Annotated in this window: 32 protein-coding genes and 1 riboswitch; of the genes, 12 read left to right on the top strand and 20 right to left on the bottom strand. The window is 69.0% G+C overall.

Annotation, left to right across the window (positions count from 1 at the left end; genetic code table 11):
- Positions 1-2: 2 nt before the first annotated feature.
- The 12 genes from ACY5J6_RS06070 to ACY5J6_RS06015 all read left to right on the top strand — a co-directional run bounded on the left by ACY5J6_RS06070 (position 3) and on the right by ACY5J6_RS06015 (position 10,010).
- Entirely contained in the window at positions 3-1,268 is a 1,266-nt protein-coding gene (locus ACY5J6_RS06070; RefSeq protein WP_462846464.1) for an extracellular solute-binding protein, read from the top strand.
- The gene (locus tag ACY5J6_RS06065) at positions 1,265-2,104 is read left to right on the top strand and encodes a carbohydrate ABC transporter permease (RefSeq protein ID WP_462846463.1); all 840 of its coding nucleotides are present in this window, start codon (positions 1,265-1,267) and stop codon (positions 2,102-2,104) included. The genes ACY5J6_RS06070 and ACY5J6_RS06065 overlap by 4 nt, the downstream gene beginning before the upstream one ends.
- A gap of 22 nt (positions 2,105-2,126) precedes the next feature.
- Positions 2,127-3,137, top strand: a complete 1,011-nt coding sequence (locus ACY5J6_RS06060) for an ABC transporter ATP-binding protein (RefSeq protein ID WP_462846462.1) — start codon at positions 2,127-2,129, stop codon at positions 3,135-3,137.
- Positions 3,134-3,949 (top strand): sugar phosphate isomerase/epimerase family protein, encoded by an 816-nt coding sequence (locus ACY5J6_RS06055; RefSeq protein WP_462846461.1) that lies wholly within the window; start codon positions 3,134-3,136, stop codon positions 3,947-3,949. Before ACY5J6_RS06060 ends, ACY5J6_RS06055 begins: the two co-directional genes overlap by 4 nt.
- Positions 3,946-5,058: an extracellular solute-binding protein gene (locus ACY5J6_RS06050; protein WP_462846460.1), complete on the top strand. Its 1,113-nt coding sequence runs from the start codon at positions 3,946-3,948 to the stop codon at positions 5,056-5,058. The genes ACY5J6_RS06055 and ACY5J6_RS06050 overlap by 4 nt, the downstream gene beginning before the upstream one ends.
- Before the next feature lie 38 nt (positions 5,059-5,096).
- Positions 5,097-5,903, top strand: coding sequence for an ABC transporter permease (locus ACY5J6_RS06045; protein WP_462846459.1), 807 nt, complete (start codon positions 5,097-5,099; stop codon positions 5,901-5,903).
- Positions 5,900-6,667, top strand: coding sequence for an ABC transporter permease (locus tag ACY5J6_RS06040; protein WP_462846458.1), 768 nt, complete (start codon positions 5,900-5,902; stop codon positions 6,665-6,667). Before ACY5J6_RS06045 ends, ACY5J6_RS06040 begins: the two co-directional genes overlap by 4 nt.
- 188 nt (positions 6,668-6,855) lie before the next feature.
- A complete protein-coding gene (locus ACY5J6_RS06035) occupies positions 6,856-7,974 on the top strand; it encodes a hypothetical protein (protein WP_462846457.1) in 1,119 nt (372 codons plus the stop codon).
- On the top strand, positions 7,974-8,423 hold the full coding sequence (locus ACY5J6_RS06030) for a YbjN domain-containing protein (RefSeq protein ID WP_462846456.1): 450 nt from the start codon (positions 7,974-7,976) through the stop codon (positions 8,421-8,423). The genes ACY5J6_RS06035 and ACY5J6_RS06030 overlap by 1 nt, the downstream gene beginning before the upstream one ends.
- A gap of 8 nt (positions 8,424-8,431) precedes the next feature.
- The gene (locus ACY5J6_RS06025) at positions 8,432-8,752 is read left to right on the top strand and encodes a hypothetical protein (protein ID WP_462846455.1); all 321 of its coding nucleotides are present in this window, start codon (positions 8,432-8,434) and stop codon (positions 8,750-8,752) included.
- Positions 8,753-8,761: 9 nt separating this feature from the next.
- A complete protein-coding gene (locus tag ACY5J6_RS06020) occupies positions 8,762-9,154 on the top strand; it encodes a hypothetical protein (RefSeq protein ID WP_462846454.1) in 393 nt (130 codons plus the stop codon).
- A gap of 232 nt (positions 9,155-9,386) precedes the next feature.
- Entirely contained in the window at positions 9,387-10,010 is a 624-nt protein-coding gene (locus ACY5J6_RS06015; protein WP_462846452.1) for a hypothetical protein, read from the top strand.
- A gap of 17 nt (positions 10,011-10,027) precedes the next feature.
- Here ACY5J6_RS06015 and ACY5J6_RS06010 read toward each other — a convergent pair whose 3' ends face one another.
- The 20 genes from ACY5J6_RS06010 to ACY5J6_RS05915 all read right to left on the bottom strand — a co-directional run bounded on the left by ACY5J6_RS06010 (position 10,028) and on the right by ACY5J6_RS05915 (position 25,789).
- The gene (locus tag ACY5J6_RS06010; protein ID WP_462846451.1) at positions 10,028-11,992 is read right to left on the bottom strand and encodes a cobyric acid synthase; all 1,965 of its coding nucleotides are present in this window, start codon (positions 11,990-11,992) and stop codon (positions 10,028-10,030) included.
- Positions 11,979-12,392, bottom strand: a complete 414-nt coding sequence (locus ACY5J6_RS06005; protein ID WP_462846450.1) for a HEPN domain-containing protein — start codon at positions 12,390-12,392, stop codon at positions 11,979-11,981. Before ACY5J6_RS06005 ends, ACY5J6_RS06010 begins: the two co-directional genes overlap by 14 nt.
- A complete protein-coding gene (locus ACY5J6_RS06000) occupies positions 12,367-12,696 on the bottom strand; it encodes a nucleotidyltransferase domain-containing protein (protein WP_462846449.1) in 330 nt (109 codons plus the stop codon). Before ACY5J6_RS06000 ends, ACY5J6_RS06005 begins: the two co-directional genes overlap by 26 nt.
- Positions 12,693-13,691 carry a pyridoxal phosphate-dependent aminotransferase gene (locus tag ACY5J6_RS05995; RefSeq protein WP_462846448.1) on the bottom strand — a complete coding sequence of 333 codons (999 nt, stop codon included), beginning with the start codon at positions 13,689-13,691 and terminating at the stop codon, positions 12,693-12,695. Before ACY5J6_RS05995 ends, ACY5J6_RS06000 begins: the two co-directional genes overlap by 4 nt.
- A 45-nt stretch (positions 13,692-13,736) precedes the next feature.
- Positions 13,737-14,066 carry a nucleotidyltransferase domain-containing protein gene (locus ACY5J6_RS05990; protein ID WP_462846447.1) on the bottom strand — a complete coding sequence of 110 codons (330 nt, stop codon included), beginning with the start codon at positions 14,064-14,066 and terminating at the stop codon, positions 13,737-13,739.
- Entirely contained in the window at positions 13,993-14,301 is a 309-nt protein-coding gene (locus tag ACY5J6_RS05985; RefSeq protein ID WP_462846446.1) for a HEPN domain-containing protein, read from the bottom strand. The genes ACY5J6_RS05990 and ACY5J6_RS05985 overlap by 74 nt, the downstream gene beginning before the upstream one ends.
- 49 nt (positions 14,302-14,350) lie before the next feature.
- On the bottom strand, positions 14,351-15,199 hold the full coding sequence (gene cbiB / locus ACY5J6_RS05980; protein ID WP_462846445.1) for an adenosylcobinamide-phosphate synthase CbiB: 849 nt from the start codon (positions 15,197-15,199) through the stop codon (positions 14,351-14,353).
- On the bottom strand, positions 15,196-15,840 hold the full coding sequence (gene bluB, locus ACY5J6_RS05975) for a 5,6-dimethylbenzimidazole synthase (RefSeq protein WP_462846444.1): 645 nt from the start codon (positions 15,838-15,840) through the stop codon (positions 15,196-15,198). The genes cbiB and bluB overlap by 4 nt, the downstream gene beginning before the upstream one ends.
- The gene (gene cobA, locus ACY5J6_RS05970; protein ID WP_462846443.1) at positions 15,809-16,513 is read right to left on the bottom strand and encodes a uroporphyrinogen-III C-methyltransferase; all 705 of its coding nucleotides are present in this window, start codon (positions 16,511-16,513) and stop codon (positions 15,809-15,811) included. The genes bluB and cobA overlap by 32 nt, the downstream gene beginning before the upstream one ends.
- Positions 16,510-16,872, bottom strand: coding sequence for a DUF3209 family protein (locus ACY5J6_RS05965; RefSeq protein WP_462846442.1), 363 nt, complete (start codon positions 16,870-16,872; stop codon positions 16,510-16,512). Before ACY5J6_RS05965 ends, cobA begins: the two co-directional genes overlap by 4 nt.
- Positions 16,873-17,976, bottom strand: a complete 1,104-nt coding sequence (locus ACY5J6_RS05960; RefSeq protein WP_462846441.1) for a CbiX/SirB N-terminal domain-containing protein — start codon at positions 17,974-17,976, stop codon at positions 16,873-16,875. It abuts the gene before it with no gap.
- Complete coding sequence (locus tag ACY5J6_RS05955; protein WP_462846440.1) at positions 17,973-19,052, bottom strand: cobalt-precorrin 5A hydrolase; 1,080 nt, start codon at positions 19,050-19,052, stop codon at positions 17,973-17,975. Before ACY5J6_RS05955 ends, ACY5J6_RS05960 begins: the two co-directional genes overlap by 4 nt.
- On the bottom strand, positions 19,045-19,908 hold the full coding sequence (cobJ, locus tag ACY5J6_RS05950; RefSeq protein ID WP_462846439.1) for a precorrin-3B C(17)-methyltransferase: 864 nt from the start codon (positions 19,906-19,908) through the stop codon (positions 19,045-19,047). Before cobJ ends, ACY5J6_RS05955 begins: the two co-directional genes overlap by 8 nt.
- 4 nt (positions 19,909-19,912) lie before the next feature.
- On the bottom strand, positions 19,913-20,656 hold the full coding sequence (locus tag ACY5J6_RS05945; protein ID WP_462846438.1) for a cobalt-precorrin-4/precorrin-4 C(11)-methyltransferase: 744 nt from the start codon (positions 20,654-20,656) through the stop codon (positions 19,913-19,915).
- Entirely contained in the window at positions 20,653-21,333 is a 681-nt protein-coding gene (locus tag ACY5J6_RS05940; RefSeq protein ID WP_462846437.1) for an SAM-dependent methyltransferase, read from the bottom strand. The genes ACY5J6_RS05945 and ACY5J6_RS05940 overlap by 4 nt, the downstream gene beginning before the upstream one ends.
- On the bottom strand, positions 21,330-22,544 hold the full coding sequence (gene cbiE / locus ACY5J6_RS05935; RefSeq protein WP_462846436.1) for a precorrin-6y C5,15-methyltransferase (decarboxylating) subunit CbiE: 1,215 nt from the start codon (positions 22,542-22,544) through the stop codon (positions 21,330-21,332). Before cbiE ends, ACY5J6_RS05940 begins: the two co-directional genes overlap by 4 nt.
- On the bottom strand, positions 22,545-23,243 hold the full coding sequence (locus tag ACY5J6_RS05930) for a precorrin-8X methylmutase (protein ID WP_462846435.1): 699 nt from the start codon (positions 23,241-23,243) through the stop codon (positions 22,545-22,547). It abuts the gene before it with no gap.
- Complete coding sequence (locus ACY5J6_RS05925) at positions 23,236-24,336, bottom strand: cobalt-precorrin-5B (C(1))-methyltransferase (RefSeq protein WP_462846434.1); 1,101 nt, start codon at positions 24,334-24,336, stop codon at positions 23,236-23,238. The genes ACY5J6_RS05930 and ACY5J6_RS05925 overlap by 8 nt, the downstream gene beginning before the upstream one ends.
- Positions 24,333-24,995 (bottom strand): HoxN/HupN/NixA family nickel/cobalt transporter, encoded by a 663-nt coding sequence (locus ACY5J6_RS05920; protein ID WP_462846433.1) that lies wholly within the window; start codon positions 24,993-24,995, stop codon positions 24,333-24,335. Before ACY5J6_RS05920 ends, ACY5J6_RS05925 begins: the two co-directional genes overlap by 4 nt.
- A 105-nt stretch (positions 24,996-25,100) precedes the next feature.
- Positions 25,101-25,239, bottom strand: a riboswitch (cobalamin riboswitch).
- A gap of 16 nt (positions 25,240-25,255) precedes the next feature.
- Positions 25,256-25,789 carry a histidine phosphatase family protein gene (locus tag ACY5J6_RS05915; protein WP_462846432.1) on the bottom strand — a complete coding sequence of 178 codons (534 nt, stop codon included), beginning with the start codon at positions 25,787-25,789 and terminating at the stop codon, positions 25,256-25,258.
- Between the last annotated feature and the right edge of the window lies 1 nt (position 25,790).

Raw genomic sequence — 25,790 nt, 5'->3', positions numbered from 1 at the left:
TGATGGCAGTGAAGCGGCTTCTTGCGGTTTTGGTGGCCCTGGGCCTCTCCCTGGCCCAGGGGGTGGTCCTCCGGGCCCTCATGGAGGACGTGCCCGAGACCCGGATCATCGAGGAGCTCCTCCCCCAGTTTGAAAGGGAGACGGGCATCCGGGTGGAGTTTGAGAAGGTCCAGTACTCCGCCATGCACGACAAGCTGGTGGCCCAGCTCCTCGCCCCCCAAAGCGCCTACGACTTCCTGCAGGTGGACTTCCTCTGGGCGGGGGAGTTCCCGGCGGCGGGGTGGCTTGAACCCCTGGAGCCCTACGTGAAGCGGAGCGGGTTTGACCTCTCCCCCTATTTCCCCTCCATGCTGGACCTGGTGGGCTACTACCGGGGGACCCTCTACATGATCCCCATGTACAACTACGCCATGGGCCTCATCTACCGCAAGGACCTCCTAGCCCGGAAGGACCTCCAAGAGAAGTTCCGGGCCCAGTACCGCCGGGCCTTGGCCCTTCCCAAGACCCTGGAGGAGTACGTGGACCTTTCCCTCTTCATGGCCAAAAACGCCGGGGTAGCGGGGGCGGCCATGCAGGGGCAGCGGGGGGACCCCAACTTCATGGAGTTCTCCAACTACCTCTTCGCCGCTGGAGGGGACTACGTGGACAAGAGCTGGCGGGTGACCCTGAATAGCCCCCAGGGGGAAAAGGCCCTCACCCTCTACGTGCGCAACCTCCGCCAAGGGGCCCAGAAGGGTGCTTTGAACGCCAACCTGGACGACACCTTCCGGGTCATGTGCCAGGGCGGGGCCTTCAGCATGATCACCTACTGGTGGATGCTCCCCCAGCTGGACGACCCCAAGCAGTGCCCCAAGGTGGCGGGCAAGGTGGCCTTAAGCCCCATGCCGGGCGGGGCCGGGGTGAACGGGGGTTGGGGCTGGGCCATCCCCAAGAACAGCGCCCAAAAGGAGGCGGCCTGGCGCTTCATCAGCTGGGTGGAGTCCAAGCCCATCGTGAAGGAGCGGGCCCTTAGAGGCCACGCCCCCACCCGCAAGGACGCCTTCCAGGACCCCGAGGTGCTGAGGAAGTACCCCTACTACAAGGAGGCGGAGCACGTCATCGCCGGGGCCAAGAAGGTGCCCATTTTCGCCTACACCGCGGAGATGGAGGACGTGGTGGGCCGGGAGATCAGCCTGGCGGCCTCGGGGCAAAAGCCCGTGAAGCAGGCTCTCCAGGATGCGGCCAAGGGCCTGGAGGACCTCCTTAGGAAGGCGGGGCTTTTGCGGTGAGAGGACAGGGGACAGGCCTCCTCCTCGCTCTTCCGGGGCTTCTCCTCCTCCTGGGGGTGGTGGGCCTGCCCCTCCTCTACGCCTTGCGCCTCTCCCTCACGGACTACACCTTCTTGAGGCGGGAGGCGGCCTTCGTGGGCCTCCAGCGGTACCTGGACGCTTTCCAGGACCCTTACTTCCTCTCCGCCTTGGGCCTCACCGCGCTCTACGTGGTCCTCACCGTGGGGCTTACCTTGGCCTTGGGCCTCCTCCTCGCCGTCCTTCTGCACCAGCGCCTCCCCTTCCAGGCCTTCCACTACTTCGCCGTGAGCCTCCCCATGCTCATCGCCCCGGTGGGGGTAGGGCTCATCTGGAAGATGATCCTCCACCCCGAGCTGGGCGTCCTGGCCTACCTCTTCGGGGGGCGGGACTTCCTGGGGGATGCCCGCTACGCCCTCCTCACCCTGGCCCTGGTGGACGTCTGGCAACAGGTTTCCTTCGCTGCCCTCGTCCTCCTTGCGGGCCTGAGGAACCTGCCCAAGGAGCCTTTGGAGGCAGCCTACGTGGACGGGGCCACGCCCTGGCAGGCCTTCTGGCGGGTGACCTTCCCTCTACTTCTTCCCGTCCTCGGGGTGCTCCTGGTGCTCCAGACCGTGGCCGAGGTGCGCACCTACGATCTGGTCTATGTGCTCACCCGGGGAGGCCCCGGTACCGCCACCGACCTGGTGAGCTACTACATCTACCGTAAGGCCTTCCTGGGCCTGGACCTTTCAGGGGCGAGCGCCATGGGCTACCTGCTCCTCCTCTTCACCCTGGCCCTGGTGGCCCTCTACTATCGGCAGCTGACGCGCGCCTGACAGGAGGGGGTGAAGATTTCCCGTGGTGGAGCTACGGACGGTGAGCAAGCGCTACGGACGGGTCTTGGCCGTGGACCGGGTGAGCCTTCGGGTCCAGGAAGGGGAGTTCTTCAGCCTCCTTGGGCCCTCGGGCTGCGGCAAGACCACCACCCTGCGCCTGGTGGCGGGGTTTGAGCGGCCCGACGGGGGGGAGGTGTGGCTTTCCGGGGAGCGGGTGGACCACCTGCCCCCCGAGCGGCGGCCCATCGGCATGGTCTTCCAAAGCTACGCCCTCTTCCCTAACATGACGGTCTACGGCAACGTGGCCTTTCCCATGCGGCTTAAGCGCATCCCGGAGGAAAGGGTGAAGAGACGGGTTCTAGAGCTCCTGGAGATGGTCCATCTCACGGGGCTGGAGGGCCGCTACCCCAAGGAGCTTTCCGGGGGGCAACAGCAGCGGGTGGCCCTGGCCCGGGCCCTGGCCCGGGAGCCCAAGGTCCTTCTCCTGGACGAGCCCCTCTCCGCCCTGGATGCCAAGATCCGGGAGGAGTTGAGGGGGGAACTCAAGCGCCTGCAACGGGAAACGGGTCTCACCGCCCTCTATGTCACCCACGACCAGGAGGAGGCCCTGGCCCTTTCCGACCGCATCGCCGTGATGCGGGAGGGGCGGGTAGAGCAGGTGGACACCCCCCAGGGTATCTATGGGCGCCCCCGGACGCCCTTCGTGGCCCGCTTCGTGGGCCAGGGGACCCTGGTGCCGGGGGAGGCTCGAGGCGGGGTTTTCCACCGGGGCCGCCCCTGGCCCGTGCGGGTGGAGGGGGAGGGGAGGGGGTACCTTCTCCTGCGGCCGGAGGCCCTCCGGGTTTCCCAGGAGGGGTTTCTGGAGGGGCGGGTGGTCCTCGCCACCTACTTGGGGAACCTGGTGCGCCTGGAGGTGGAGGCGGAGGGCCTCTTCCTTAAGGTGGACACCTCCCCGGAGGGGGCGCCGGAGATGGGAGCGCAGGTGGGCCTGGCCCTACCTGAGGCTGCGCCTTTTGTGGGGGAGGAGGCATGACCTTAGGCTTCCGTCCCCCCAAGGAACCCGAGGGCTTCCTAGCGTACGCCAGGAGGCTAAGGGGACGCTACGCCTTCATAGAGGTCCCGGGGAGCGCGGCGGAGGCCCTGGAGGGAGCAGCCCTCGAGGCCCGCGCCATGGGCTTCCGCCTCACCCTCCACGCCCGCTACCTGGACGTTTACCCTGCCTCCCCGGAGCCCGCCATCCGCCAGGCTTCCCTGCGGATCTTGGAGGAGGACCTGGCCCGGGCCGCCCGCATGGGGGCGGAGCTTTTGAACCTCCATGCGGGGAACATACCCTGGACGGACTACCCCTCTCCCGGCCTCTCCCCGGCCCACGAGGCCCTGAGGGAGGCGGAGAGGAGGCTAAGGGAGGAGGCTATGGAGCGGGCCCTGGAGTCCTTCGCCCGCCTTACCCGGCTCGCCCTGGACCTGGGGGTGCGCCTCGTCTTGGAAAACCTCCCCGCTCCTCAGGAGATCCCCCGCACCCCAGGGGAGATGGCCCGCTTCCTGGAGGTCCCGGACCTCTACTTCTGCCTGGACCTGGGCCACGCCCGCATGGCAGGGGAGGCCCCGGAGGGGTTTTTGGAGGTGCTCGGGGGGAGGCTCGTCCACGTCCACGCCCACACCAACGACGGCCGTTACGACCTCCACCTGCCCCCCCGCCTCGAGGAGATGGCCCCCTTCCGGGGCCGCCCCTGCACCCTCTTAGTGGAGCTCCCCCCGAGGAGCGTGGAGGAGTACCTGGAAGTGCACCGGAGCTTGGCCTCAGCGGGGCTTGTCCCCGAGGCAACAGGAGGTGAGGAAGCATGAAGGCAAGGGTTTGGACGCGGTATCTGGCGGTCCTTCCGGCGCTTTTGGCTTTGGGCCTCGGCCTGAAGGGGCTCGGCAGCCTGGCCCAGGCCGGGGCGAAGCTTCCCCCGGAGCTGGACAACGCCTACATCCGGGATCTGGCGGCCAAGGCCAAGACCGAGGGCGGGGTCATCAACTCCTACGGCATGCCCAACGACTGGGCCAACTACGGGGAGATCTTCGCCGAGTTCCAGCGCCTCTTCGGCATCCGCCAGCAGGACATCGACATGGGAAGCGCCGTGGTCCTGGCCAGGATGCGGGAGGAAAAGGCCAGCAAGAACGACATCGCCGACCTCAAGCCCGCCTTCGCCATGACCCTGGCCGAGGAGGGGCTCACCCTGCCCTACCGGGTTACCTCCTGGGCCGCCCTCCCGGAGGGGCAAAAGGGGGAGGGGAAGGAGGGTTCCGCCTGGTACGCGGGCTACAAGGGCACCCTGGGCTGGATCGTGAACACCCGCCTGGTGAAGAAGGTGCCCAGGACCTGGAAGGACCTGGAAAACCCTGAGTACAAGGGCCTCATCCAGTACCAGGACCCGCGGGCCACGGGCACCGGGGTGGCCACCATCATGGCCGCGGCCTACGCCCTCACGGGGGACCCCTACAACTACAAGGCCGGGGTGGACTTCTTCGCCCGCCTCCACAAGCTGGGGGTCATCGGGGCGGTGGAGCCCAAGGTGACCACGGCCAAGTTTGAGCGGGGGGAGGTGGGCATCTTCATCAACTACGACTACAACCTTCTGGCCTGGAAGGAGCGCTTCCCCTTCCCCACGGAGGTGGTGATCCCTCAGGACGGCACCCTGGCCAACGGCGGGGGCATCGTGGCCGCCCGCAACGCCCCCCACCCCAACACCGCTAAGCTCTTCCTGGAGTTCATCTTCTCCAAGTACGGCCAGAGCCTCTTCGCCAAGACCTTCGTTTCCCCCATCCGCCCCGACGTGGAGCTTCCCAAGGAGGTGGCGGCCAAGTTCCCGCCCAAGAGCGCCTACACCAAGGTGAAGTTCGTGGACTACAGGAAAGAGGAGGCGGTCTCCGAGGCCCTGCAGAAGTACTACGGGGAAACCATCCGTTAAGCCCCTTGGGGGCGGGGCTTCCCCGCCCCCCTTCTCTCATGCGCAGCGAACGCTTCCTGATTCTCCCGGGGCTTCTTTTTCTGGCCCTCTTCTTCGCCCATCCCCTATGGGCCATCCTGGAGCGGAGCCTTTCCTCTCCGGAGGGCCTCACCCTTGCCCGCTACCTCAAGGCCCTCACCGCCCCCGCCTACCTCGAGGCCTGGCGCAACTCCCTCCTCTTCGCCACCGCCTCCACCCTCCTTGCCGCCCTTGGCGGGGTCTTCGTGGCCTACTGGACGAGCGGGCTGCCCCTCAGGCCCAAGCGCTTTCTCCTTTCCCTCTACGCCATCCCCGTCTCCCTCTCCGGGCTGGTGGTGGCCTTTGGTTTCATCGTGCTTCTGGGGCGTAACGGGGTGGTGAACCAGTTCCTTAACGCCCTTGGCCTTCCCCGCTTTGACCTCTACACCTGGACCGGGCTCCTTTTGGTCTTCCCCTTTTACAACGTCCCCCTCTTCGCCCTGGCCCTCATGCCCCTTCTGGAAAGCCTGGGGAGGGAGCTCCTGGAGGCGGCCCGGGCCTCGGGGGCCACGCCCTTCCAGGCCTGGGTGCGGGTCCTCTTCCCCAACCTCATGCCCGGCGTTCTGGCGGGAAGCGCCATCGTCTTTGCCGGGATGATGGGGGCCTTCGGCACCGCCTTGGCCCTCACCGGCTTCGCGAAGAACCTCTTTTCCTTGCAAATCTACAGCCTGGTGGCCGAGAGCACCTTTGACCTCCCCCAGGCCGCCGCCTTGGCGGTGGTCCTCATGGCCACCACCGGGGTGGGCCTCTACCTCCTCGCCCTTTGGGAAAGGAGGTGGCGGCGGTGAGGACCCTAGGGTGGCTCCTCTTTGGTCTCTTCCTCCTTTACCTGGTCCTGCCCATGCTGGCCCCGGTGGTCTACTCCTTCAGCCAGGTGTGGCTGGGCCTCTTGCCCGAGGGCCTCACCCTGGCCTGGTACCGCAAGGTCTTCACCGACCCCAAGTATCTGGAAGGGGCCCTCCTCTCCCTGCGCGTGGCCCTTCTGGCGGTGGCCCTCAACGTCTTGGTGGGGGTGCCCACGGCCTATGTGGCCCACACCTGGACGGGGAGGGTGGGGGAGGGGCTGAGGCGGCTTCTCCAGGTCCTTCCCCTGCTGGTACCGCCCCTCGTGGTGGGGCTGGGCTTCCTCCTCGCCTTCAACCGCCCGCCCCTGGCCCTTTCCGGCACCTTCTGGATCGTGGTCTTCGGCCACGCCGCTTTGGGCTTCCCCTTCTTCTTCCGCACGGTCTACGCCGGCCTTTCGGGCCTCGAGGTCCGCCTTCTCATGGAGGCGGCCCAGGCCTCGGGGGCGGGGCTTTGGGCGCGGCTACGCCACGTCCTCCTGCCCAACCTCCTGCCTGCGGTCCTCTCGGGGAGCCTGGTGGCCTTCGCCATCTCCATGGGGGAGTTCGAGGTCACCAGCATGGTGGCGGGGTTCGGCACCGTAACCCTGCCCCTGCTCCTCTTCCAGAGCCTTAGGGAGGACTTCCGGGCGGCGAGCGCCGTGGCCAGCCTCCTCCTCTACACCACCCTCCTGGCCCTCTTGGGCCTCACCCTCCTCCGGCGGCGCTGAGGCCCGGGGCGCCCGTTAAGGAATCTGTAAGCCCCCCGGACCACCATGGAAGGTAGAGGGCGGGGCGCAGGCCCTGACCTCTCCGCCCAGCCGGGTGGCCAAGGAGGAAGGACCCATGAAGGCGGCCTGGGTTCGCGCCCTAGGGGAGGTGTTCCGTGAGGAGGATAGGCGTAGCGGTTGGCGGCTTGATGGCGGTTGCCCTGGCCCAGTTGGGCCCCCTGACGGGGCCCATGGGGCAAGGGCCTCCGCAGGAGATCTACCAGAACCCATCTCTGGGGATGCGCTTCCCCGTTCCGGCGGGGTTCCAGAGGGCGCAGGAGATGCCCTACGAGGGGGGGATGGTGGCGATCTTCTTCCACCCCTCGGGAGCTGAGCTTTACGCCATCTCCCACCCCTTCCAGGGGGACCTGCAGGCCTTCCACCAGCAGAACCTCCAGCGCCTGGTTCAGCTGGACGCCCAGCTTCGGGCCCAGGGAGCCCAGGTTTCCCGCCAGCCCCTCTCGGGCCTGAACCTCGGGGGCCGGCCCGCCCTCGGGGTCTACACTCAGGTGAACTTCCAGGGCCAGGCCTTCCTGGACGTGGCGGTGTACACCGTGGAGGGAGGGCGGGTCTACGGCCTCCAGCTCACCGCCCCCGCACAGGTCTTTCCCCAGTTTCAGGGAACCTACCAGGCCCTTCTCGGCCAGGTCCAGCTCGTGGGGGTGCAGGCCCCGGGGCCCTTCCAACCTTCGCCTTTTCCGCCTTCTCCTTCTCCCTTTCCCCCGGGGCCGGGTGGGGACGGGGGAGGCTACGGCCCGTTGCCCCCGCAACCTTCGCCTTTTCCGCCATCTCCCTCTTCGGGGAACGGCGTGGCCCAGGGGCCGCGTCCCGCCTTCACCCCCCCTGCCGACCGCCCGGTGGAGCTCCGCTACGGCAAGGAGGTGGGGGACGGCAACCGCTTCGCTGTGGCCGTGGGCGGCCTCCGCTACCGCATCGTGCCCAAGGGGCCGGGGCGGTGGCAGGTGACGGAGGTGGTGGCGGACGCCGAGGGGGAGGAGGAGGAAACCTACCTTTTGGACGCCCTCGGCCTCCAGGAGGGCGAGGACGTCCTCCTGCCTCCGGTGTGGCACACCGGGCGAGGCGAGGTGGGGGGCCTGAAGCTTTCCCGGGAAAGCCGGGGGGGCCTGGTGGTCTACCGCTACCAGGACCAGGAGATGCGCCTGGAGTTCGCCTACCGGCAGGACGGGTGGCTCGCCTACTACGTCTACTGCGATCCCAACAAAAAGGCCAACCCCTGCGTGCGCTACGCCCTCAAGGAGGTGCGGTGATGCGCCTGGCTTTGGCCTGGCTTTTCCTGTTGGCCCCGGCCCTGGGCCAAGGGGTGCGCACGGGGGTCACCCCCCAGGAGATGGAGCCCCTCCTCAAGGCCTGGTCCTACCGGTACGAGCGGGTGGAGGAGAAGGGGGAGGTCTACTTCCGCTTGCGGCTTGCGGGGCTTAAAGCCGTCCTTTACCTCCTGGACTGCCAGAAAGGGCGGTGCGAGAGCCTCCAGCTCTACGCGGGGTTTACCATGGGCGATCCCCCCAGCTTGGAGCGGGTCAACGAGTGGAACCAGAAGAGGCGCTTTTCCCGGGCCTACCTGGACGAGGACGGGGACCCAGTCCTGGAGGCGGACCTGGACCTCGCGGGCGGGGTGGCGGACGAGGCCATAAGGGCCTTCCTGGACCTCTTTGAGGCAAGCCTCCGGGCCTTCGCGGCCTGGATCGGGTGGGAGTAGGGGGCGCTGTGAAGGAGCTGACCTTTCCTGCGTGGACGCGCTTTCGGCTTTGGTGGGCCCTGCTTCTCGGGGCTTTCCTCCTGGCCTTTGGGCTTTGGGCGCGGGAGCTTTGGGGCCTCCTCCTGGGGGCTCTTCTCCTTGGGGCTTTCGCCCTCCACCTCCGCCGCACTGCTTACGCCCTCGCCCTGGAGCCCGAGGGCCTCCGCCACGGGGGAAGGCTTTACCCCAGGGAGGCCCTGAGGGCGGTGGGGCTCGACCCCCTATGGGGGCGGCTCTGGTTGGACTTCGGCGGGGAAAGGCTTCCCCTTTTCCTGGGGCTTCCCGGCTAGGACGAGGCCTTGGCCCACCTGGGGGTGGACTGGCGGCAGGTGGAGGGGCTGGAGGACCACCTCCTGGGCCAGCGGGGGCGGGTCTGGTTCCTGGGGGGCCTCTACCCTCCCCGGGAGGCCGAGGGGGTCCACCGGTGGGCCCTCGGCGTCTACCGGCGGCACTTCCTCAAGATCTACGGTGCCCTGGCCCTGGCGGGGGTGGGGTTTTCCCTCCTCTCCTTGGCCGAGGGCTTGGGCATCGCCCTTTTCGCCCTGGGGTCGGGCTTTGCCCTCTGGTGGCTCCTATCCTTTCCCCACGACCTGGTGCGCCTAAGGGGAGGCGGGGGGCGGTACAACCCCTTGGACCCGGAGTTCGAAAAGCTGGCTAAGACAAAGGGGGGAATGGGTGAAGAAGGCGTCTGAGGCTCTTTTAAAACCCTTGGCCTTGGCCCTGGGCCTATACGCCTTGGCCCAGCAGGTTTTCTACCCGCCGGATTTTGGTCCTTACGAGGCGGTTCGGCAGCGAGCCCACGCCTATTGCCAAGGGTACCTTTCCCAAGATAACCTTACCCGGGCGGGCCAAGCTTACGCTGCCTGCTTAACCCAAGTGGCGGCCGCAACCTGTGGAGGCCCCTCGAGCCCCCGCATGGACCCTATGAGCTTTATGTTCTGTACCGCAGCGGCTTCCGCTGGCTATCCGGCTCCCGGCAAGGCCGTGCTTACCCGCTCTGCTTATCGGGTAGAGATTCGGGGAGGTGTGTCACGGGAACGGGACCCGGGTACGGGACAAATCCTCAAAGAAGAGCGCCTCGCTCCCAGGTTGCTTTACACCCTGGAGCGCACCTCCCACGGGATTTACAAAGGGATCACCTACGATAAAGGGGGCACCCCGGTGACCACCTACTGGGTGACACCCAACTGCGAGATCCTGGATGCCAAAGGAATGCCTGCCATGGATGGACAGTTTTGCCCCTTAAATCCGAGGAAACCCTACCTCATGGTGCTGTTTCCCCCGCCTTCCCCGGAGTTTCCTCCAAGCGGCGCCCTATACCTGGCCGGGCGATACCAGGACGATCCTGACGGAGACGGCCAGCCCGAGGAAGGGTATGCGCGCGTCGGCGGGACGGGAGGGCGGGCATTCACTTCGGGGAGCGTGGAGCTGATCGCTTTCGACGCCGCCGGGGTTCTCAAGTACCACTATCTGGCGGCAGTTCGGGAGAGCGATAACCCCTTTACCCGTTACAACCTTGAGTCCATAACCTTCTTCCAGGTGCGCTGAAAGCTTACGGGGGATCTTTAGGTTTTGGCCCGCCCAGGCTTCAAGGGCAGGGGCTGCCTCGCCACCAGGAGGTAGGCCTCCTGGGCCGCCTCGGCCAAAAGGGCGTTCACCTGGCCCAGGAGGTCCCGGTAGCGGCGGGCGAGGGGATTGGCCGGGACGATCCCCATCCCCACCTCGTTGGAGACAGCGATGACCCGCTTGCCGCTTTCCTCCACCGCGCTTAGGAAGCGCTGTGCCTCCTCCAGGGGGTCCAGGCCCCTTTCCATCAGGTTGGAGACCCAGAGGGTGAGGCAGTCCACCACCACGGTGGGGTGGCGGGCCTTCTGCAGGGCCCCCGGAAGGTCTAGGGGCTCCTCCAGGGTCTCCCAGGTGGGGGGGCGCTCCTCCCGGTGGCGGCGGATCCTCTCCGCCATCTCCTCGTCCCGGGCCTCGGCGGTGGCGATCAGGGTGGCGAAGGGCCCGGCGAGCCTCTGGGCGAAGCGGCTTTTCCCGCTCCTTGCCCCGCCCAGGAGGAGGAGGAGGCCAGGGGGCGGGGGCGGGTCCAGGTACCCTGCCGAAGCTTTCGCCTCGGTGGGGGCCCCAAGGGGGCTTGCTGCGGGGAAGGACCTCCCCCTAAGCCCCAGGGCCCGGTGGAGGGCCCCTAGGTCCAGGTGGGCTTCCAGGGCGTCCGCCAGGAGGTCCAGGGCCTCCTCCAGGCCCTTCGCCTCCCGGCCAAAGAGGGCCTTCTGCACCCCAGGGTTTTCCAGGAGGCCGTGGAGCCAGGTGGCGAGGAGGGGGCCTTCCTGGTGGACGAGGGGGAGGCCCTGGCCGTGGTGGATCTCGTACCCCTCCACCTCGAGGCCATTTAGCCTCCCCCAGTACCCGGAAAGCCCCTGAAGCCTTACCCGCCTCCTTTCCACCGTCTTCTCCCGCGCCATCCGCACCCGGTAGGGGAGGAGGCCGAGGCCCGGGAACTGGCCTCTTTCCTCTACCCCCTCCTCGTCCACGAGGGCTTCGGAAAGCATCTCCGCCCCGCCGCAGACGGCGAGGACGGGCTTGCCCGCCTCCAGGTGCCTTTGAATCAGGGGAAGGAAGGCGCGAAGCCAGGGGAGGTCCCGCGCTGGGAGGCGGCTTCCCGGGAGGACGAGGAGGTCCGCCCCTTCCGCCTCCTCGGGGGAGGTGGCGTGGACCGGGCGGGCGAGCTCGGAGAGAGGCCAGAACTCGTCCAGGTTGGCGGCGTGGGGGTAGCGGAGGATGGCCACCTTGGGGCCATTCCCGGCGGGCTGGCGGTAGCGGAACCCGTCCTCCTCGGGGAGGGCGAGGGGAAGGAGGGGGAGGGTGCCGAGGACGGGGAGGCCGGTCCAGCCCTCCAGGAGGCCGTAGGCGGGCTTCAGGAGCTCCAGGTCCCCCCGGAACTTGTTGAAGGCGAAGCCGAGGAGCCTCCTCCGGTGCTCCCCCAAAAGGGCCCAGGTGCCGTAGAGCGCCCCCAGGGCCCCGCCCTGGTCCACGTCGGCCACCAGGAGGGCCCTAGCGTCCGCCCACTCGGCCACGCTTAGGTTCGGCAGGTCGGGCCAGAGGTTCCGCTCCACCGGGCTTCCCGCCCCCTCCAGCACCAGGAGGTCGTATTTGGCGAGGAGGCCTTCCAGGGCCTCGCGAATGGGGGCCTCGAGGTGGGGCCTCCTTTCCTTCCAGGGAAGCCCCGAGAGGAAGGGGTCCACCTTCCCCCACACCACCACCTGGGCGCCCCTTTCCCCGAAGGGCTTCACCAGGACGGGGTTCATGCGCACCTCGGGCTCTACCCCCGCCGCCAGGGCCTGGAGCCACTGGGCGCTCGCCACCTCCCCGCCCCGGACCACCCGGGCGTGGTTCGCCATGTTCTGGGCCTTGAAGGGGGCGGCCCTTAGGCCAAGCCTTTTGAAGTGGCGGAGAAGCCCTGCGGCGAAGAGGCTTTTCCCCACCCCGCTTCCCGTGCCCCAGACGATGAGGGCCTTAGCCCTGGCCAAGGCGCACCTCCACGGCCTTCAGGATGGTCTGGGCGTCCTCCAGGGCCTTCCTGGCCTCCCCCTCCGTGTACGCCTCCTTGGGCGTGAGCCCCGGGAGGGCGTCGGGGTAGCGGGTGGGGATGTAGAGCTTGTCCAGAGCCAGGGCTTGGGGCAGAAGGGGATGGAAGGCGGAGGCTTCCTCCGGCGGGAGGTCCCGGAGGAGCCGGGCGAGGCTGTGGCCCCAGGGGTCCAGGCCCAGGGCGATCCAGAGGGCCTTCAGGGCTTTTTCCCCGGCCTGCTGGGCGAGGAAGGCGGCCTGGGCGTGCTTGCCCTTCTCCAGGAGGGCCTTTCCCGCCTCCCAGTCGTCCCAGGCCTGGGCGAGCCAGCGGTGGGCCTCAAGCCGGCGCTTTTCCACGCTCATAAAGCGGTTTCGCCTCCCGTAGGACCCCCTGGAGGAAGGGGAGGTCCCGGCGTTCTTGGAACTCCTCAGGGGTGAGGACGATGGCCTCCACGGGGAGGGGGGCGTCCCTTAGGAGCTCCAGGACGAGCCCGATGCGCTCAAGGGGAGGAAGGGCGGTGCGGGCCACCACCAGGAGGTCCAGATCCGACCTCCGGTCTGCCGTCCCCCGGGCGTGGGAGCCGAAGAGGTAGAGGGCCTCGAGGTCCAGGGCTTTCTGCAGGCGCCTCACCGCTTCCTCCAGGTAGCGGGCGAGCTCCGGGCTCATGTCCTGAGTTTACCCGCCAGGACCTCCTCCAGGGCGAGGAGGAGGGCCCTTATGGCCTCCTCCTTCTGGGCGGAAAGCCTGAGCCACTCGGGGAGGCCGAAGCTTGTGGCATCCCGTACCCGTATGCCCTTTTCCCTAAGGGCCCTCGCCACCTCCGTGGCCCTTCCCACCCGCACCAGGAGGAAGTTGGCGGGGCTTTCCCGCACCCTTAGGCCAAGCTCCCTAAGCCCCTCGGCGAGGAGGCGCCTCAAGCGGAAAAGCTCCCTTTTGCTCTTCTCCAGCCAGGCCCGGGCCTCCGGGTCCAGGTGGGCTTGGAGGAGGGCCTCTCCGTAGACGGAAAGGGGCCAGCTCGGCGCCAGGTTCTGGAAGTGGGTGAGGTCCAGGGGGGCCAGGAGGTACCCCGCCCTGACCCCCGTGAGGCCGTGGGCCTTGTTGGGGCTATAGAGGCGGAAGGCCTTTTGGGGGAGGGGCGGAGGGGATTCCATGAGGTCGTAGTAGGCCAGGTCCAGGACCAGGGCCCCGCCCGCCCGCCTCGCCACCTCCTCCAAAAAGGGGTAGACCTCCCCCGTGGGGTTGTTGGGCACGCAGAGGAAGGCCAGGGAACTTTTGGGCAGGAGTTCCAGGAAGGCCTCGGGGCTTTCCGCCTCCCACAAGGGGAGGTCCAGGGCCCGGGCGGCCCGGGCGTACTCGCTGAAGGTGGGGGGGAGGAGGAGGATGGGCCCCCGCAGGTAGGTCCAGCGGGCCAGGCGGTGGATGAGCTCGCTCGTCCCCGTGCCCACGGCCACCTGCTCCGGGGCCACCCCGTGGGCCTCGGCCAGGGCCTTCCGCAGCCTGCGGTAGAGGGGGTCGGGGTAGCGGCTCGGGTCGGCCCGGCGGAGGTAGGCCAGGGCCACGGGGTTGGGGCCTAGGGCGTTGGCGTTGGTGGAGAAGTCGTAGAGGGGCTCGGGGCCCTCGTCGGTGCCCCCGTGGATGGGGCGGAGGACGTCGTCCAGCATGCCTTCCATGGTAGGGAAGCCGCGCTAGGCCGAGTGGGGCCCAGGCTAAGGACGGAGGCGGAGGGCCCCCTCCCGCATCCGGGCGAGGACGGCCTCGAGGCGGGCCGCCTCCTCCTCGGTGTAGGCGTGGAGCTCCAGGGGAAGGCCGGGGAAGGCCTTTCGGGCCAGGCGGGGAAGGTCCTCCCGGCGGGGCCCCCGGTAGAGGAGGAGGAGGTCCACGTCGCTTCCCACCGAGGCCCTTCCCCGGGCCCAGGAGCCGAAGAGCCAGGCCTCGAGGAGGGGGACCTCCTCCTCCAGGGCCTTAAGCCCCTCCTCGAGGCGGAGGAGGAGCTCCTCCCTCGTCCATCTGGGATAGAACACCTTCACAGTAGGCATACACCGCCTCCGCGTGTCCCAAAAGGCGCTCGGCCTCGCTCCGCCGGTAGCGCTGAAAAGGGGCGCCCTCCGGCAAGGCGTCGGGGTACCGGCTTGGGATGTAGGCCTTGTCCAGCTCGCTGGCGGCGTCCAGCAACGCCTCGGGCACGGGGAACTTTTGGGCCAGCTCCTCGAGGAGGCCCGCCACCGAGTGGCCCCAGGCCACGGCCCCGAGCCTCTGGAAGACGGCCTTCACCGCCTTTTCCGCCCCTGGCCGCGCCGCGAAGGCCGCCCACTTTCAAAGGCTACCGAAGCCCCGTGGCCCCCGCGAGGAGGAGGCCCACCCCGTAGCCCAGGCCCCCCACGAGCCAGAGGGCTTTCCGGGTGTGCTTTGCCTCGGGAGAGGGGGCGAGGGGGTTCAGGGCGTAGGCGCCTCGCTTCCTCAGGCGCACCCCGAGCCTCAAGGCCAGGGCGGCCATGGGGAAGCCCGCGTTGGGGGAAGGGGTCTTGCGGGCCTCCCGGAAGAGCCTTCCCCAAAGCCCGGGGGGGCAGAGGAGAAGCCCGGCCAGGCGTGCGGGGAGGAGGTTTAGGAGGTCGTCCATCCGGGCGGCGAAGGCGCCCTTTGCCCCATGCTCCGGGTAGCCCCACATGGCGTCGGCGGTGTTGGCGTAGCGGTAGAGGGCGGCCCCCCCGAGGCCCAGGAGGGCGTAGTAGAGGAGGGGGGCTACCAGGCTATCCGAGAGGTTCTCTGCGAGGCTCTCCAGGGCGGCTTCCCGCACCTCCTCCTCGGAGAGCCCTTCCGTATGCCGGCTCACGATGCGGGAAAGGCGGCTTCTAGCCGCCTCGAGGCCCTCTCCCAGGGCCTTCTCCACCTCAAAGACCTCCAAGAGGAGCATCCTCAGGCTGAAGAGGGGCTTGAGGAGGAGGCCCAAGGCCACCCAGCCCCAGGCCAAAGGCCTCAGGAGGAGGTCCAGGAGGAAGGCGGGGAGGGCGAAGAGAAGGGCCCCCAAAGTCCAGTAGAAGGCTCCGGACCAGAAGCCCCGCACCCGGGGCCAGGCCCAGGCGAGGTACCGCCCCATCCAGACCACGGGGTGGAGCCTCGAGGGGGGCTCCCCGAAGAGGGCGTCCAGGAGGAGGGCGAGGAGGAGGCTCACGGGAAACGCTCCTGGTAGCGGAGAAGAGGTCCTCCCGAGCGCCAGCCTGCGCGTTGCAGAAGGGGCTCCTCCGGCCAGGCCCTGGGGTATCCCAGGCAGAGGTAGGCCAAAAGCCGGTAGCCCGGCGGAGCCCCTAGGAGCCTTTCCACCTCTTCCGGATGCAGGAGGCTCACCCACCCCACCCCGATCCCCTCGGCCCGGGCCGCGATCCAGAGGTTGCCCACGGCCAGCACCACGGAGTAGGCGAGGGTCTCGGGCATGGTGTGGTGGCCGAGGCTCCTCGCGACGGGCCTTTGGAAGACCGCGAGGTGCAGGGGGGCCTCGAGGAGGCCCTCGAGGCGCAGGCGGTCGTAGACTTGCCATGCCTTGCCCTCAAAAAGCGCCCTTTCCCTGGCCCGGGCCTTCTGGTAGGAAGCGAAGACCTTTTCCTTGGTCGCCCTTTCCCGGATCTCCACGATGGCCCAGGGTTGGGTGAGCCCCACGTTCGGCGCGGCGTGGAAGGCTTGGTAGAGTCTTTCCAGGACCTCCTCCGGAATGGGGTCGGGCCGGAAGTGGCGGATGTCCCGGCGGGTAAGGAGGGCCCGGTAGACAGCCTCCTTTTCCGCCTCGCTAAAGGCCGCTGCTTCCCAGGAGTTCGCCATAAAGTCCCACCACCTCCCCCACCACCAAAAGGGCCGGGGAGGGAAGCCCTTCCCCGAGGCCCGGAAGGTCCCCCAACCGACCCAGCCGCACCGCCTCCCCCGGCCAGCCCACCCGGGCGAGGAGGGCGAGGGGGGTTTCCGGGGGGAACCGTTCCAGGAGCCTTTCCTTAAGCCCTCCCAGGGCGTGGAGGGGCATGAGGAGGACCAGGGTGTCCGCCTGGGGGAGGGGAAGGGTGGGGTCGTGCCCGGTGGCCACGGCGAAGCTCCGGGCAAGCCCCCGGTGGGTGAGGGGGAGGCCCAGGGCGGAAAGGGCCCCCACGGCGCTCGTCACCCCGGGGACCACCTCAAAGGGGATGCCCGCCCGCTTCAGGGCCAAGGCCTCCTCCCCGCCGCGCCCGAAGACCATGGGGTCTCCCCCCTTGAGCCGGGCCACCACCCGCCCCTCCCGGGCCAGGGCGATGAGCTTTTGCGTGATGGCCTCCTGGGGGGTCTTTTCCCCGTAGCCCTCCTTGCCCACGGGGACGAGCCTCCCCTTGGCCAGGGCGAGGACGCCGGGGTGGACCAACCGGTCGTGGAGGACCACCTCGGCCACCTCCAAGACCCTCAGGGCCTTGAGGGTGAGGTGCTCCGGCCCCCCGAACCCCGCCCCCACCAGGTAGACCTTTCCCCTCATCGCCTCCTCGGGAAGAGGCGGTGGAGCCTCCGGTGGAGGGCGTCCAGGTCCTGGTAGAGGGCCTCGGCCTCCGCTCTCAGGGCCTTCAGGCGCCCCTCCATAGCCTCCACCGCCAGGAGAAGCCCCCGCCAGTAGGGCTCTTCGGGCTCCTGGGCGGCCTTCTCCTCCAAGTGAAGGAGGGCTTCCCTTAAGGCCGCCTCCAGGGCGGGGAAGGTCTTGGCCTCGGCGAGGCGCTTAAGTTCGGGCCTTTCCCCGAGCACGGGGGCAAGCTCCTCCCGCTCGTGGAGGAGGTCGTGGGCCTCCTTCTCCAAAAGCTCGCCGATCGCGATCCTCAGGGCCGAAAGCTCGTGGCACGCCATCTAGATCACCTCCAAAAGCTTTTCCCGATAGACCTCCCCCCCCTCCAGGTGGGCCTTCCGCAGGGGGAGGGCGTCCTCCGGGGAGAGCCCCCCGTAGACCACCCCCTCGGGGTAGGCGATGAGGACGGGCCCCTTGCCGCAGCGGCTGAGGCAGGGGGTAGGGGTGAGCTGGACCCAGGATTCCAGGTCCCTCAGGTCCTCCTCCAGGCGGCGCAGAAGCCCCAGGGCCCCCCTTTCCCGGCAGTCCTCCCCGGTGCAGAGGAGGAGGTGGGTGAAGGGCCCGTGGGGGTGGCGGCCCGGGGCGAAGAGGGCGTGGCGGAGGGCCCTTAGCCCCGCGATCTGGGCCTCCCGCCTCGGGGCGAAGCGCCCCACGGGATGGCGGTAGCGGCAGGTGTCGCAGGGGGCGTACCCGCCCTCCAGGGCCTCCCGGTAGCGGTCCTCGAGGGCCTTGAGGAGGGCGGGGTGGCCCATGAGGGGCGGGAGGGCCTCGAGGTCCAGGCCCGCCACCCGGCCCCTCAGCCTCTCCTCCACCACCCCCCGGAAGAAGAGGTGGGGGAGGAGGTAGACCCTTTTGGGCCTGAGGGCGGCAAGGCGCAGAAGGGCCTCCCTGGGCGTGGGCCTCGCCTTGGCGGCGTAGGCGGGGACCGTGGGCACCCCGGTTTTCTCCTCTATGAGCCGGGCGAGGGCCGCCCCTTCCGCGTTCGCCCCGGGGTCGGTGCCCCCCCTCAGGACCAGGACCGCCCCGTCCTTGGGCGTGGCTCCCCTGCGCTCAAGCCGCTCCGCCCAGAGGGCCACCAGGGCGGGGTGGGTGCCGAGGGGGCGGGCGAGGAGGAAGCGGGCTTTGGGGTACCGGGCCTGCGCCGCCTCCAGGGCCAGGGGCAGGTCGGCCTTCAAGTGCCCCGCCCCGAGGAGGAGGAGGGGGAGGACCACCCCGCCCCCTCCTCTGGCGAGCTCCAGGGCGGCCTCGAGGAGGGTGGGGCTTTGGTGCTCTATGAAGCCCAAAAGCACCTCCTCCCCAAGCCTTCTTTCCAGGCCCTTTTTGAGCCCCTGGGCCAGGGCCTGGGCCCTGGGGTCGGGGGAGCCGTGGGCGGCGAGGAGGATCACGGCAGGGCCTCCTCGGGGACTTCTAAGGACAGGACCCCCAGGGCAAGGGTGAGGTTCCCTCGCTTGGTCTTCTCCACGAGAAGCCAGGCCCCTTCCGCCAAGACCGCCGCCTCCGCCACCCCCCATAGCCCCGTGTGGCGGAAGACCGCCTCCGAGGGGTTGGGGATCCTTTGGGCGTTCAGGACCTCCTTGGGGTGGAAGCGCAAGGGGAGGCCCGATTCCTCAGCGAAGGCCAGAAGCCCGGCCTCGTCCCGCTTGAGCTCGGCGGTGGCCAGGGCCCTCAGGCTTTCCCGGGCGAAGCCCCTTTCCTCCAAAAAGCCGAAGACCTCCCGCCGGACCTCCTCCAAGGGGGTCCCCCGGTTGCACCCGATCCCCAGGACCAGGGCGGGCGGGTGGGCGAAGAGGGCGGGGACGGGGAGAGGGAAGGGCTTTCTCACGGTGAAGAGGACCATCCCTTCCACCCCTTCCGCTTCCGGGGCCTGAAGGAGCCGCACCATGGGGTAGCGCAAAAGGGGGCTAAGGTCCACGCAGTCCGACCAAAACCCCACGGGCCTCCCGTCCACCAGGAGGGCGGAGACCTCCTTGAGGGGGCCCCAGTCGGGGACCCGGGCCTCCAGGGCCTTCGCCAAGAGGTCGGGGGCGGGGACGCCGAGGCTGTCCGTCCCCGTGGTGAGGACGGCCTCGCCCCCTAGGGCTTCGGCGAGGTAGCGGGCGAGGGGGTTCGCCCCGCCCAGGTGCCCCGCGAGGAGGGGGACGAAGTAGCGCCCCTTGAGGTCCACCACCAGCACGGCCGGGTCCACCCGCTTGTCCAGGACGAGGGGAGCGATGGCCCTGAGGACGATCCCCGAGGCCATGACGAAGACGTGGCCGTCGTGGAGGGGCCAGGTCTTGAGGAGGAGTTCCTTGACGGGCTCCTCAAAGTAGACCGCCCCTTCCGAAAGACCCCGGTACTTGGCGGAGGCGTAGAGGGTGCTCCCGGGGAGGGCCCCTCGGATCCTCTCCGCCACGGCGAGGCCAGGGAGGGTGAGGGTGTAGACGGCCACCCTCTCGGGGCGCAAGGGCCCAAGCTCAGGCATCCCGCCTCCTTAGGGAAAGCCCTGGGGTTTCCCCGGGGAGGGCTTCCTTGGTGTCCAGGTCGTACTTCAGGGCGTAGCCCCTGGGGGTGAGGAAGGTGCCCTGGTAGAAGCGGCTTTGGCGGTTGCCGATCACCACGGTGGTGAGCATGCCCGCCTCTGCCTCCCTTAGCCCCTCCAGGGTGGTGAGGGTCACCTCCTGGCGCTTCCGGTAGGCGCTCTTCACCAAGGCGGCCGGGGTTTCCTTGGGGCGGTACTCTAGGAGGATCTCCGCGCTTTTTCTAAACTGCCAGTCCCGCCTTTTGCTCTGGGGGTTGTAGAGGACCACCACGAAGTCCCCTTGCCCCGCGGCGTGGAGCCTCCGCTCTATGAGGGGCCAGGGGGTGAGGAGGTCGGAGAGGCTGATGAGGCAGGTGTCGTGGGCCAGGGGGCTTCCCAGGAGGCTCGCCACGGCGTTGGCCGCCGTGACCCCGGGGACCACCTCCAGGGCCACCTCCTTTCCCCCCAGGGCGAACCGCCCGGGAAGGCCCACCCCCCCGTCCACCCGGAGGAAGCCCCGCTCCTCCATGAGCTCCAAGACCGGGGCCGCCATCCCGTAGACCCCGGGGTCCCCTCCGGAAACCAGGGCCACCTTCTGGCCGGAAAGGGCCCGCTCCAAGGCTTCCTCCGCCCGGTCCAGCTCCTCGGTCATGCCCTTCCGGACCACCTCCTTCCCCGCAAGAAGCCCCATCTCCTCCAGGAGCTTCACGTAGGTGCTGTAGCCGATCACCACTTCCGCCCCTTCCAGGACCTCCCGGGCCCTCTGGGTGAGCCCCCCGAGGTCCCCGGGGCCCATGCCCACCAGAAAGAGCTCTCCCATGCCCTCACCTCCTGTAGCGGTGTTTAAAGTTCGGGTCGTAAAGCCGGCTCCTTGCCCCCTTCGCCCTCAAGGCCTCCCCCACCAGGTAGACCGTGGTGTCCCGGGGAGGAAGGCGGGCGAGGCCCTTAAGGTCCGTAAGCCCTACCTCCTCCCCCGCCTGGCCCACCCTGTGGCCGTAGAGCACCGGGGTGTCCCCGGGAAGCCCCGCCTCCATAAGCTCCCGGGAAAGCCTCTTGGGGTGCATCCCCGAGAGGTAGACCGCCAGGGTGAGGCCCTTTCGCGCCAGGGCTTTCGGGTCCTGCCCCTCGGGCACGGGCGTCCGCACCCCAAGCCGGGTGAAGGCCACCGCCTGGGCCACCTCCGGGGCGGTGAGGGATAAGCCCGCCCTCGCCGCCAGGGCGAAGGCCGCCGTGACCCCGGGGACCACCTCCACCCCCACCCCTAAGGCCTCGAGGCCCTCCTTCTCCTCAAGAAGCGTCCCGTAAAGCCCCGGGTCCCCCGAGTGGAGCCGGACCACCACCCCGCCCTTCCGGGCCTCCTCGGCGAGCCTCCTCATGATCTCCTCCAGGACCATCCCCTTGGAGTCTTGGAGGGCCGCCTGTGGAGCGAGCGCCTTAAGGGTCTCCTCGGGGAAAAGGCTTCCCGTGTAGAGGACGAAGCGGGCCTCCTTTAGGAGCCTCGCCCCCTTCACCGTGAGGAGCTCCGGGTCCCCGGGCCCCCCGCCCACCACGTGCACCAAAGGCCTCATCCTTCTCCCTCCTGCATCGGGGAATCCACCCGCCAAAGCCCCACCAGGGTCCAGTAGTCCTCCCTCCTAGCCTCCCCCAGGGGGAGGACCTTCTCCCCGGGCATCCCAAGCCGCAGGAAGGCCCAACCCTTCCGCTCGGGGAAGGCCTTTTCCAGGGCCTTCAGGTCCTTGGCCTTGTAGACGAAGACTGCCCGGAAGCGCTCCAGGCCCGTGGGGTCTGGGGGCTTAAGGCCCGTCACCACGGCGAAGCCCTCCTCCCCCATGGCCAAGGGCTTCAACACGCGGGCCGCCGCCAGCTGGTGGGCGCTGATCCCGGGGACGGCCTCCACCTCTACCCCCTCGAGGTGGGGGAGGAGGTTCACGGGGGAGGCGTAGAGGAGGCTGTCCCCCAGGACGAGGTACCCCCCTTCCCCATGGCGGGCAAGGGCCTCCCGGACCCTTCGGGCCGCCTCCCTCCGCGCCCTTTCCGCTTCCACGGGGTCCCCCCCGGTGAAGAGGGGCAGGGGGAGGAGGGGCTTGCCCTCGGGGAGGAAGGGCCGGGCGATGCCCAGGGCGATGGGCTCCCTCCCCTCCTCCTGGGGGTAGAAGAGGACGGGGAGCCTTTGGAGGAGCCTTAGGGCCTTGAGGGTGAGGAGTTCCGGGTCCCCCGGGCCTAGGCCGATGAGGTAGAGCTTCATGCTCCCTCCTTGCGCACCGCGAGAAGGGCGATGGGGTTTTGCGCCTCGAGGCGGTGGTAGCGGGCAAGGGGCACCACCCGGCTCGCCTGGACCTGGAAGCCCTCCATGGGAAGCCCCGTCCCCTTCAGGAAGCCGTAGGCCGCGAGGAGGTTCTCCAGGGTGATGGCGGCCACCACCAGCCTCCCCCCGGGCCTTAGGGCCTCCAGGCTTACCCTGAGGATCTCCTCCAGCTCCCCCCCGCTTCCCCCCACGAAGACGGCATGGGGGGCGGGAAGGCCCTCTAGGGCCTTTGGGGCCTCCCCCTTGACCAGGACGAGGTTCAAGGCCCCGAAGCGGCGGGCGTTTTCCTCTATGTGGGGCCAGGACTCGGGGTTTTTCTCCACGGCGTAGACCTCCCCCCAAGGGGCGAGCCTCGCCGCCTCAATCCCCACGCTCCCCGTCCCGGCGCCGATGTCCCAGAGGACCCCGTCCGGGGGGAGGGCGAGGAGGCCCAGGGCGAGGAGGCGGACCTCCCGCTTGGTGATGAGCCCCTTCTTGGGCATCCTCTTTTCAAAGGCCTCGTCGGGGAAGAAGCCGAGCCTTGGGGGAAGTGGCCTTTTGGCCTCCAGGATGAGGACGTTGGGGTCTAGGAAGGTCTCCCGGGCCACCTCCTTTAGGCCCGCGAAGCTCCGCACCCTTTCGTCCTCCTCCCCGAGCCTCTCCGCCACGTGGGCCCGGGCGTCTACGCCCATCTCCAAAAGGGCCTGGGCGATCCGCGCCGGGGTGTTCTTCGGGTCGGTGTAGACCACGGAAAGGGGAGACAGGCTGAGCTCTAAAAGCGCTCCGCCCAGGGGCCTTCCGTGAAAGGAGAAGAAGCGGGCCTGGTCCCAGGGGAGCTTAAGCCTGGCGAAGGCCTCCTGGAAGGCGGTGGGGGCGGGGTGGACCTCGGCTTCGGGAAAGCGCTCCAGAACCCTTTTGCCGAAGCCGAAGAAGAGGGGGTCTCCTGAGGCCAGGAAGGCCACCTTCTTCCCCACCTTGACCCGTTCCTCCGCCAGGTCCAGAAGGGCCTCCAAGGGGCCTTGGACGGGCACCTTCTCCCCGGGGTGGTCGGGGAAGTGGGCGAGGTGGCGCCTCCCGCCGATCAGGACCCCCGCCTCTTCCAAGCGCCTTAGGGCCTCGAGGCTTAAGCCCTCCCGGCCCCTCGCCCCCATCCCGATCACGTAAACCGCCATCTACCCCTCCCTGAAGGCCCGGGAGGTGTCCACCCCCCCGTCCGCCGCGAGGCGGATCAGGGCGTGGAGGGCGGCCACCACCAGGGTGCTCCCCCCCTTCCGGCCCTCCGTGACGATCCAGGGCACCGGGGCCTCCATGAGGGCCCGCTTGGCCTCCAGGACGTTCACGAACCCCACGGGCATCCCCAGGACCAAGGCGGGCCTCGCTCCCTGCCCGATGGCTTCCACCAGGGCGAGGAGGAAGGTGGGGGCGTTCCCCACCCCCACGATGGCCCCCTCCAAGAGCCCCTTCTCCCAGGCGTAGGCCACCGCCGCCTCGGCCCGGGTGCCCCCCGTGGCCTTGGCCCGCGCCACCACCTCGGGGTGGGAGAGGAGCTCCACCACCTCGTTGCCGAAGAGCCTGAGCCTTTCCGGGTTCAGGCCGCAGGCGATCATCCGGGCGTCCACCAGGATCCGCGCCCCCTCTTGGACGGCCTTTAGCCCCGCCTCCACCGCCCCCGGGCTGAAGCGGGTGAGCTCCTTGTACTCAAAGTCGGCGGTGGCGTGGATCATCCGGCGCACGATGGGCCACTCCAGGGGAGAAAACCCGTGGGGCCCGGCCTCCAGGTCCACGATGCGGAAGCTCTCCTCCTCTATGGCCCGCCCCTTCTCCGTCATCTGGTGGGCGGGGTTTTTCTGCGCCTTGATCAGGTCATCCACGGTACACCTCCCTGTCGGGCCAGGCGGCGAGGCACCGCCCCTGGTCAAAGTCCGTGAGGGCCACGCTCACAAAGGGCCTTTCCCCGATGTAGGCCTGGAGCCTCTCCCGGGCGAGGCGGACGAGGTTCAGGAAGAAGAGCTCCAGCCCCTCCTCCAGGGCAAGCTCTAGGAAGCGCCTCGCCGTGGCGGCCCCTTCCGCCTCCTTGAGGGCCCTGGGGCTTGCCCCCGCTTCCTTGAGGAGGGATAGGAGGAGAGCGAGGTTCACCTCCCCCCCGGCGGCGTGGGTCATGGTCTTGCCGTCGGCCATCTTGGAGATCTTCCCGATCATCCCCACGATGCGTACTACCTCGACGCCCACTTTCCGGGCGGCCCGGAGGACATCCCCCACGAAGTCCCCCATCTCTATGAAGGCCATCTCGGGGAGGTGGGGGAGGAACCTTTGGGCGAAGCGCTCGCTCTTACCCCCCGTGGTGGCGGCGATTTCCAAAAGGCCATTGGCCCGCGCCACCCCCACCGCCTGGACCACGCTCATGCGGAAGGCGCTGGTGGAGTAGGGCTTCACCACCCCCGTGGTCCCGAGGACGGAAAGCCCCCCGAGGATCCCGAGCCTGGGGTTTAAGGTCTTCTTGGCGAGCTCCTCCCCGCCAGGGATGGCGATGGTGACGGCGAGGGGCCTTTCCGTCACCTCCCGCACGGCCTCCCAGATCATCCGCCTGGGCACGGGGTTAATGGCGGGCTCCCCCACGGGCACCCCGAGGCCGGGCTTGGTCACCACCCCCACGCCTTCCCCGCCCTCCAAGCGGTCGGCGCTGGCGAAGCGCACCAGGGCCTGGATCTCCGCCCCGTGGGTCACGTCGGGGTCGTCCCCGGCGTCCTTGATCATCCCCACGAGGACCCCTTCTCCCTTCCGTTCCAGGCGGAAGACCTTGAAGGTCTGCCGCCACCCCGCGGGGAGCCAGATGTCCACCTCCTCCGGGGTTTCCCCGAGGAGGGCCAGGGCCGCGGCCTTGGCCGCCGCGGCGGCGTTCGCCCCCGTGGTGAAGCCGATGCGGCTTCCCTTCTTGTCCCGGGGCGGGGGGTAGGGGTGGCTCATGCGGGGCTTAGGGCGTAGAGCCTTAAGGAGACCAGGAGGCCGAAAAGCCCAAGGCCAAGGGGCAAGGCGATGGCCTCGAGGTCCACCCCCCCTAGCTCCGCCAAGGCCAGAAGCAGGGCCACGGCCACCACCGCCCACCCGAGGAGGCGGCTCGCCCTTTCCGCCCTTCGGGAGTCCTTGGCCAGGTTCTGCAGGCGGCTCGCCAGAAGCCCGTCCACCCCGTCCACGAGGAGCATCCCCAGGGTGAAGAAGGCCCCGAGGCGCAAAGGGGAGAGCTCGGCGGAGAGGGCCAGGGCGGAAAGCTGGCTCGCCGTTTCAAACCCCAGGCCGAAGAGGGCTCCGAGGAGGAGGGGGTTGAGGAGGGGAAGCCCCTTCGGGGAGGTGGGAGGGGTGGGCTTTAGGAGCCGGTAGAGGTTCAGGGCCGCCACCAGGAGGAGGAGAAGGGCGGGGAGGTGGAGGGCCTCGAGGTCCACCCGCCCGAGGAGGCTTGCCGCCGGGAAGGCCAAAAGGGTGACGATCCCCCCGTGCCCCAGGGCGAAGAGGGCGCCGTTAAGGGGAGAGGGCCTCACCCGGGAGAGTCCGTCCACCGCCGCCAGGTGGTCGGGGTCCACGCCGTGGCGCATCCCCAAGGCCACGGCCAAGAGCTCGAGGCCCGTCACGTGGAACCTTCCTTAGGGGTGGGAACAAGGGGCTTAAACCGGAAACCGAAGGTTTTTCCCATGCTTGCCTCCTTTCGCCCCTGCTCGGGGGCAGGTGAGGCGCGCACCGGGGCGGGTATTCGGGCTTCCGGCCTAGACGATGGGCCTATGGGTTGGGCCGGTTACCGTTGCGGCACAGCGCCGGACTTTCACCGGTCTTCCCCCTTTTGCGCCCCAGGACATCCGGGCCCTGGGGCACCCCGGCCGCTCTCGCCCCTGTTTTACCTCCCCGGTCCCGTCCCGTCAAGGGAGAGGCGGGCGAGCACCCTCTTGGGCCAGTCCACCGCCACCGCGCTCCCCGGGGGCACGAGGCCGTCCTCCCCCAAGGCCCTGAGCACCGCCCGCACCACCCCTCCGTGGGTGAAGAGGACCGCAGGGGTCCTAAGCCCCTCCAGGAAGCGGAAGACCCGCTCCTGGAAGGCCAGGAGGCTCTCCCCTCCCGGGGGGTGGAAGCCCTGGAAGCGGAGGAGGGCTTCCTTGGGGACGGGGTCCAGGTCCTCCCAAAGCGCCCCCTCCAGGGCCCCGAAGTGGATCTCCCTAAGCTCTGAGGCCAGCAAGGGGGTGAAGCCCGCAAGCTCCGCCGTCCGCCTCGCCCGCAGGAGGTCCGAGCTGTAGGCGGGAAGGGGGGGAAGCCTCCCCTTGAGCCTCCTCGCCTGGGCCTCCCCCTCCTCCGTGAGGGGGAGGTCCGTCCAGCCCAGAAGCCTTCCCTCCCGGTTCCAGAGGGTCTCCCCGTGGCGCACGAGCCAGAGCTCCATG

The organism is Thermus sp. H19.2 (assembly GCF_054979525.1).
Note: the sequence above shows the minus strand (reverse complement) of the source record. Positions and strands in the feature narration are given on the sequence as shown.

What these genes read in the sequence shown, in the direction of transcription:
- ACY5J6_RS06070 (WP_462846464.1), top strand. Translation starts at nt 3, where the DNA reads ATGGCAGTGAAGCGGCTTCTTGCGGTTTTGGTGGCCCTGGGCCTCTCC.
- ACY5J6_RS06055 (WP_462846461.1), top strand. Translation starts at nt 3,134, where the DNA reads ATGACCTTAGGCTTCCGTCCCCCCAAGGAACCCGAGGGCTTCCTAGCG.
- ACY5J6_RS06050 (WP_462846460.1), top strand. Translation starts at nt 3,946, where the DNA reads ATGAAGGCAAGGGTTTGGACGCGGTATCTGGCGGTCCTTCCGGCGCTT.
- ACY5J6_RS06045 (WP_462846459.1), top strand. Translation starts at nt 5,097, where the DNA reads ATGCGCAGCGAACGCTTCCTGATTCTCCCGGGGCTTCTTTTTCTGGCC.
- ACY5J6_RS06035 (WP_462846457.1), top strand. Translation starts at nt 6,856, where the DNA reads ATGGCGGTTGCCCTGGCCCAGTTGGGCCCCCTGACGGGGCCCATGGGG.
- ACY5J6_RS06030 (WP_462846456.1), top strand. Translation starts at nt 7,974, where the DNA reads ATGCGCCTGGCTTTGGCCTGGCTTTTCCTGTTGGCCCCGGCCCTGGGC.
- ACY5J6_RS06015 (WP_462846452.1), top strand. Translation starts at nt 9,387, where the DNA reads ATGAGCTTTATGTTCTGTACCGCAGCGGCTTCCGCTGGCTATCCGGCT.
- ACY5J6_RS06005 (WP_462846450.1), bottom strand. Translation starts at nt 12,392, where the DNA reads ATGAGCGTGGAAAAGCGCCGGCTTGAGGCCCACCGCTGGCTCGCCCAG.
- ACY5J6_RS06000 (WP_462846449.1), bottom strand. Translation starts at nt 12,696, where the DNA reads ATGAGCCCGGAGCTCGCCCGCTACCTGGAGGAAGCGGTGAGGCGCCTG.
- ACY5J6_RS05995 (WP_462846448.1), bottom strand. Translation starts at nt 13,691, where the DNA reads ATGCTGGACGACGTCCTCCGCCCCATCCACGGGGGCACCGACGAGGGC.
- ACY5J6_RS05990 (WP_462846447.1), bottom strand. Translation starts at nt 14,066, where the DNA reads ATGCCTACTGTGAAGGTGTTCTATCCCAGATGGACGAGGGAGGAGCTC.
- bluB (WP_462846444.1), bottom strand. Translation starts at nt 15,840, where the DNA reads ATGGCGAACTCCTGGGAAGCAGCGGCCTTTAGCGAGGCGGAAAAGGAG.
- cobA (WP_462846443.1), bottom strand. Translation starts at nt 16,513, where the DNA reads ATGAGGGGAAAGGTCTACCTGGTGGGGGCGGGGTTCGGGGGGCCGGAG.
- ACY5J6_RS05965 (WP_462846442.1), bottom strand. Translation starts at nt 16,872, where the DNA reads ATGGCGTGCCACGAGCTTTCGGCCCTGAGGATCGCGATCGGCGAGCTT.
- ACY5J6_RS05955 (WP_462846440.1), bottom strand. Translation starts at nt 19,052, where the DNA reads ATGCCTGAGCTTGGGCCCTTGCGCCCCGAGAGGGTGGCCGTCTACACC.
- cobJ (WP_462846439.1), bottom strand. Translation starts at nt 19,908, where the DNA reads ATGGGAGAGCTCTTTCTGGTGGGCATGGGCCCCGGGGACCTCGGGGGG.
- ACY5J6_RS05945 (WP_462846438.1), bottom strand. Translation starts at nt 20,656, where the DNA reads ATGAGGCCTTTGGTGCACGTGGTGGGCGGGGGGCCCGGGGACCCGGAG.
- ACY5J6_RS05940 (WP_462846437.1), bottom strand. Translation starts at nt 21,333, where the DNA reads ATGAAGCTCTACCTCATCGGCCTAGGCCCGGGGGACCCGGAACTCCTC.
- cbiE (WP_462846436.1), bottom strand. Translation starts at nt 22,544, where the DNA reads ATGGCGGTTTACGTGATCGGGATGGGGGCGAGGGGCCGGGAGGGCTTA.
- ACY5J6_RS05925 (WP_462846434.1), bottom strand. Translation starts at nt 24,336, where the DNA reads ATGAGCCACCCCTACCCCCCGCCCCGGGACAAGAAGGGAAGCCGCATC.
- ACY5J6_RS05915 (WP_462846432.1), bottom strand. Translation starts at nt 25,789, where the DNA reads ATGGAGCTCTGGCTCGTGCGCCACGGGGAGACCCTCTGGAACCGGGAG.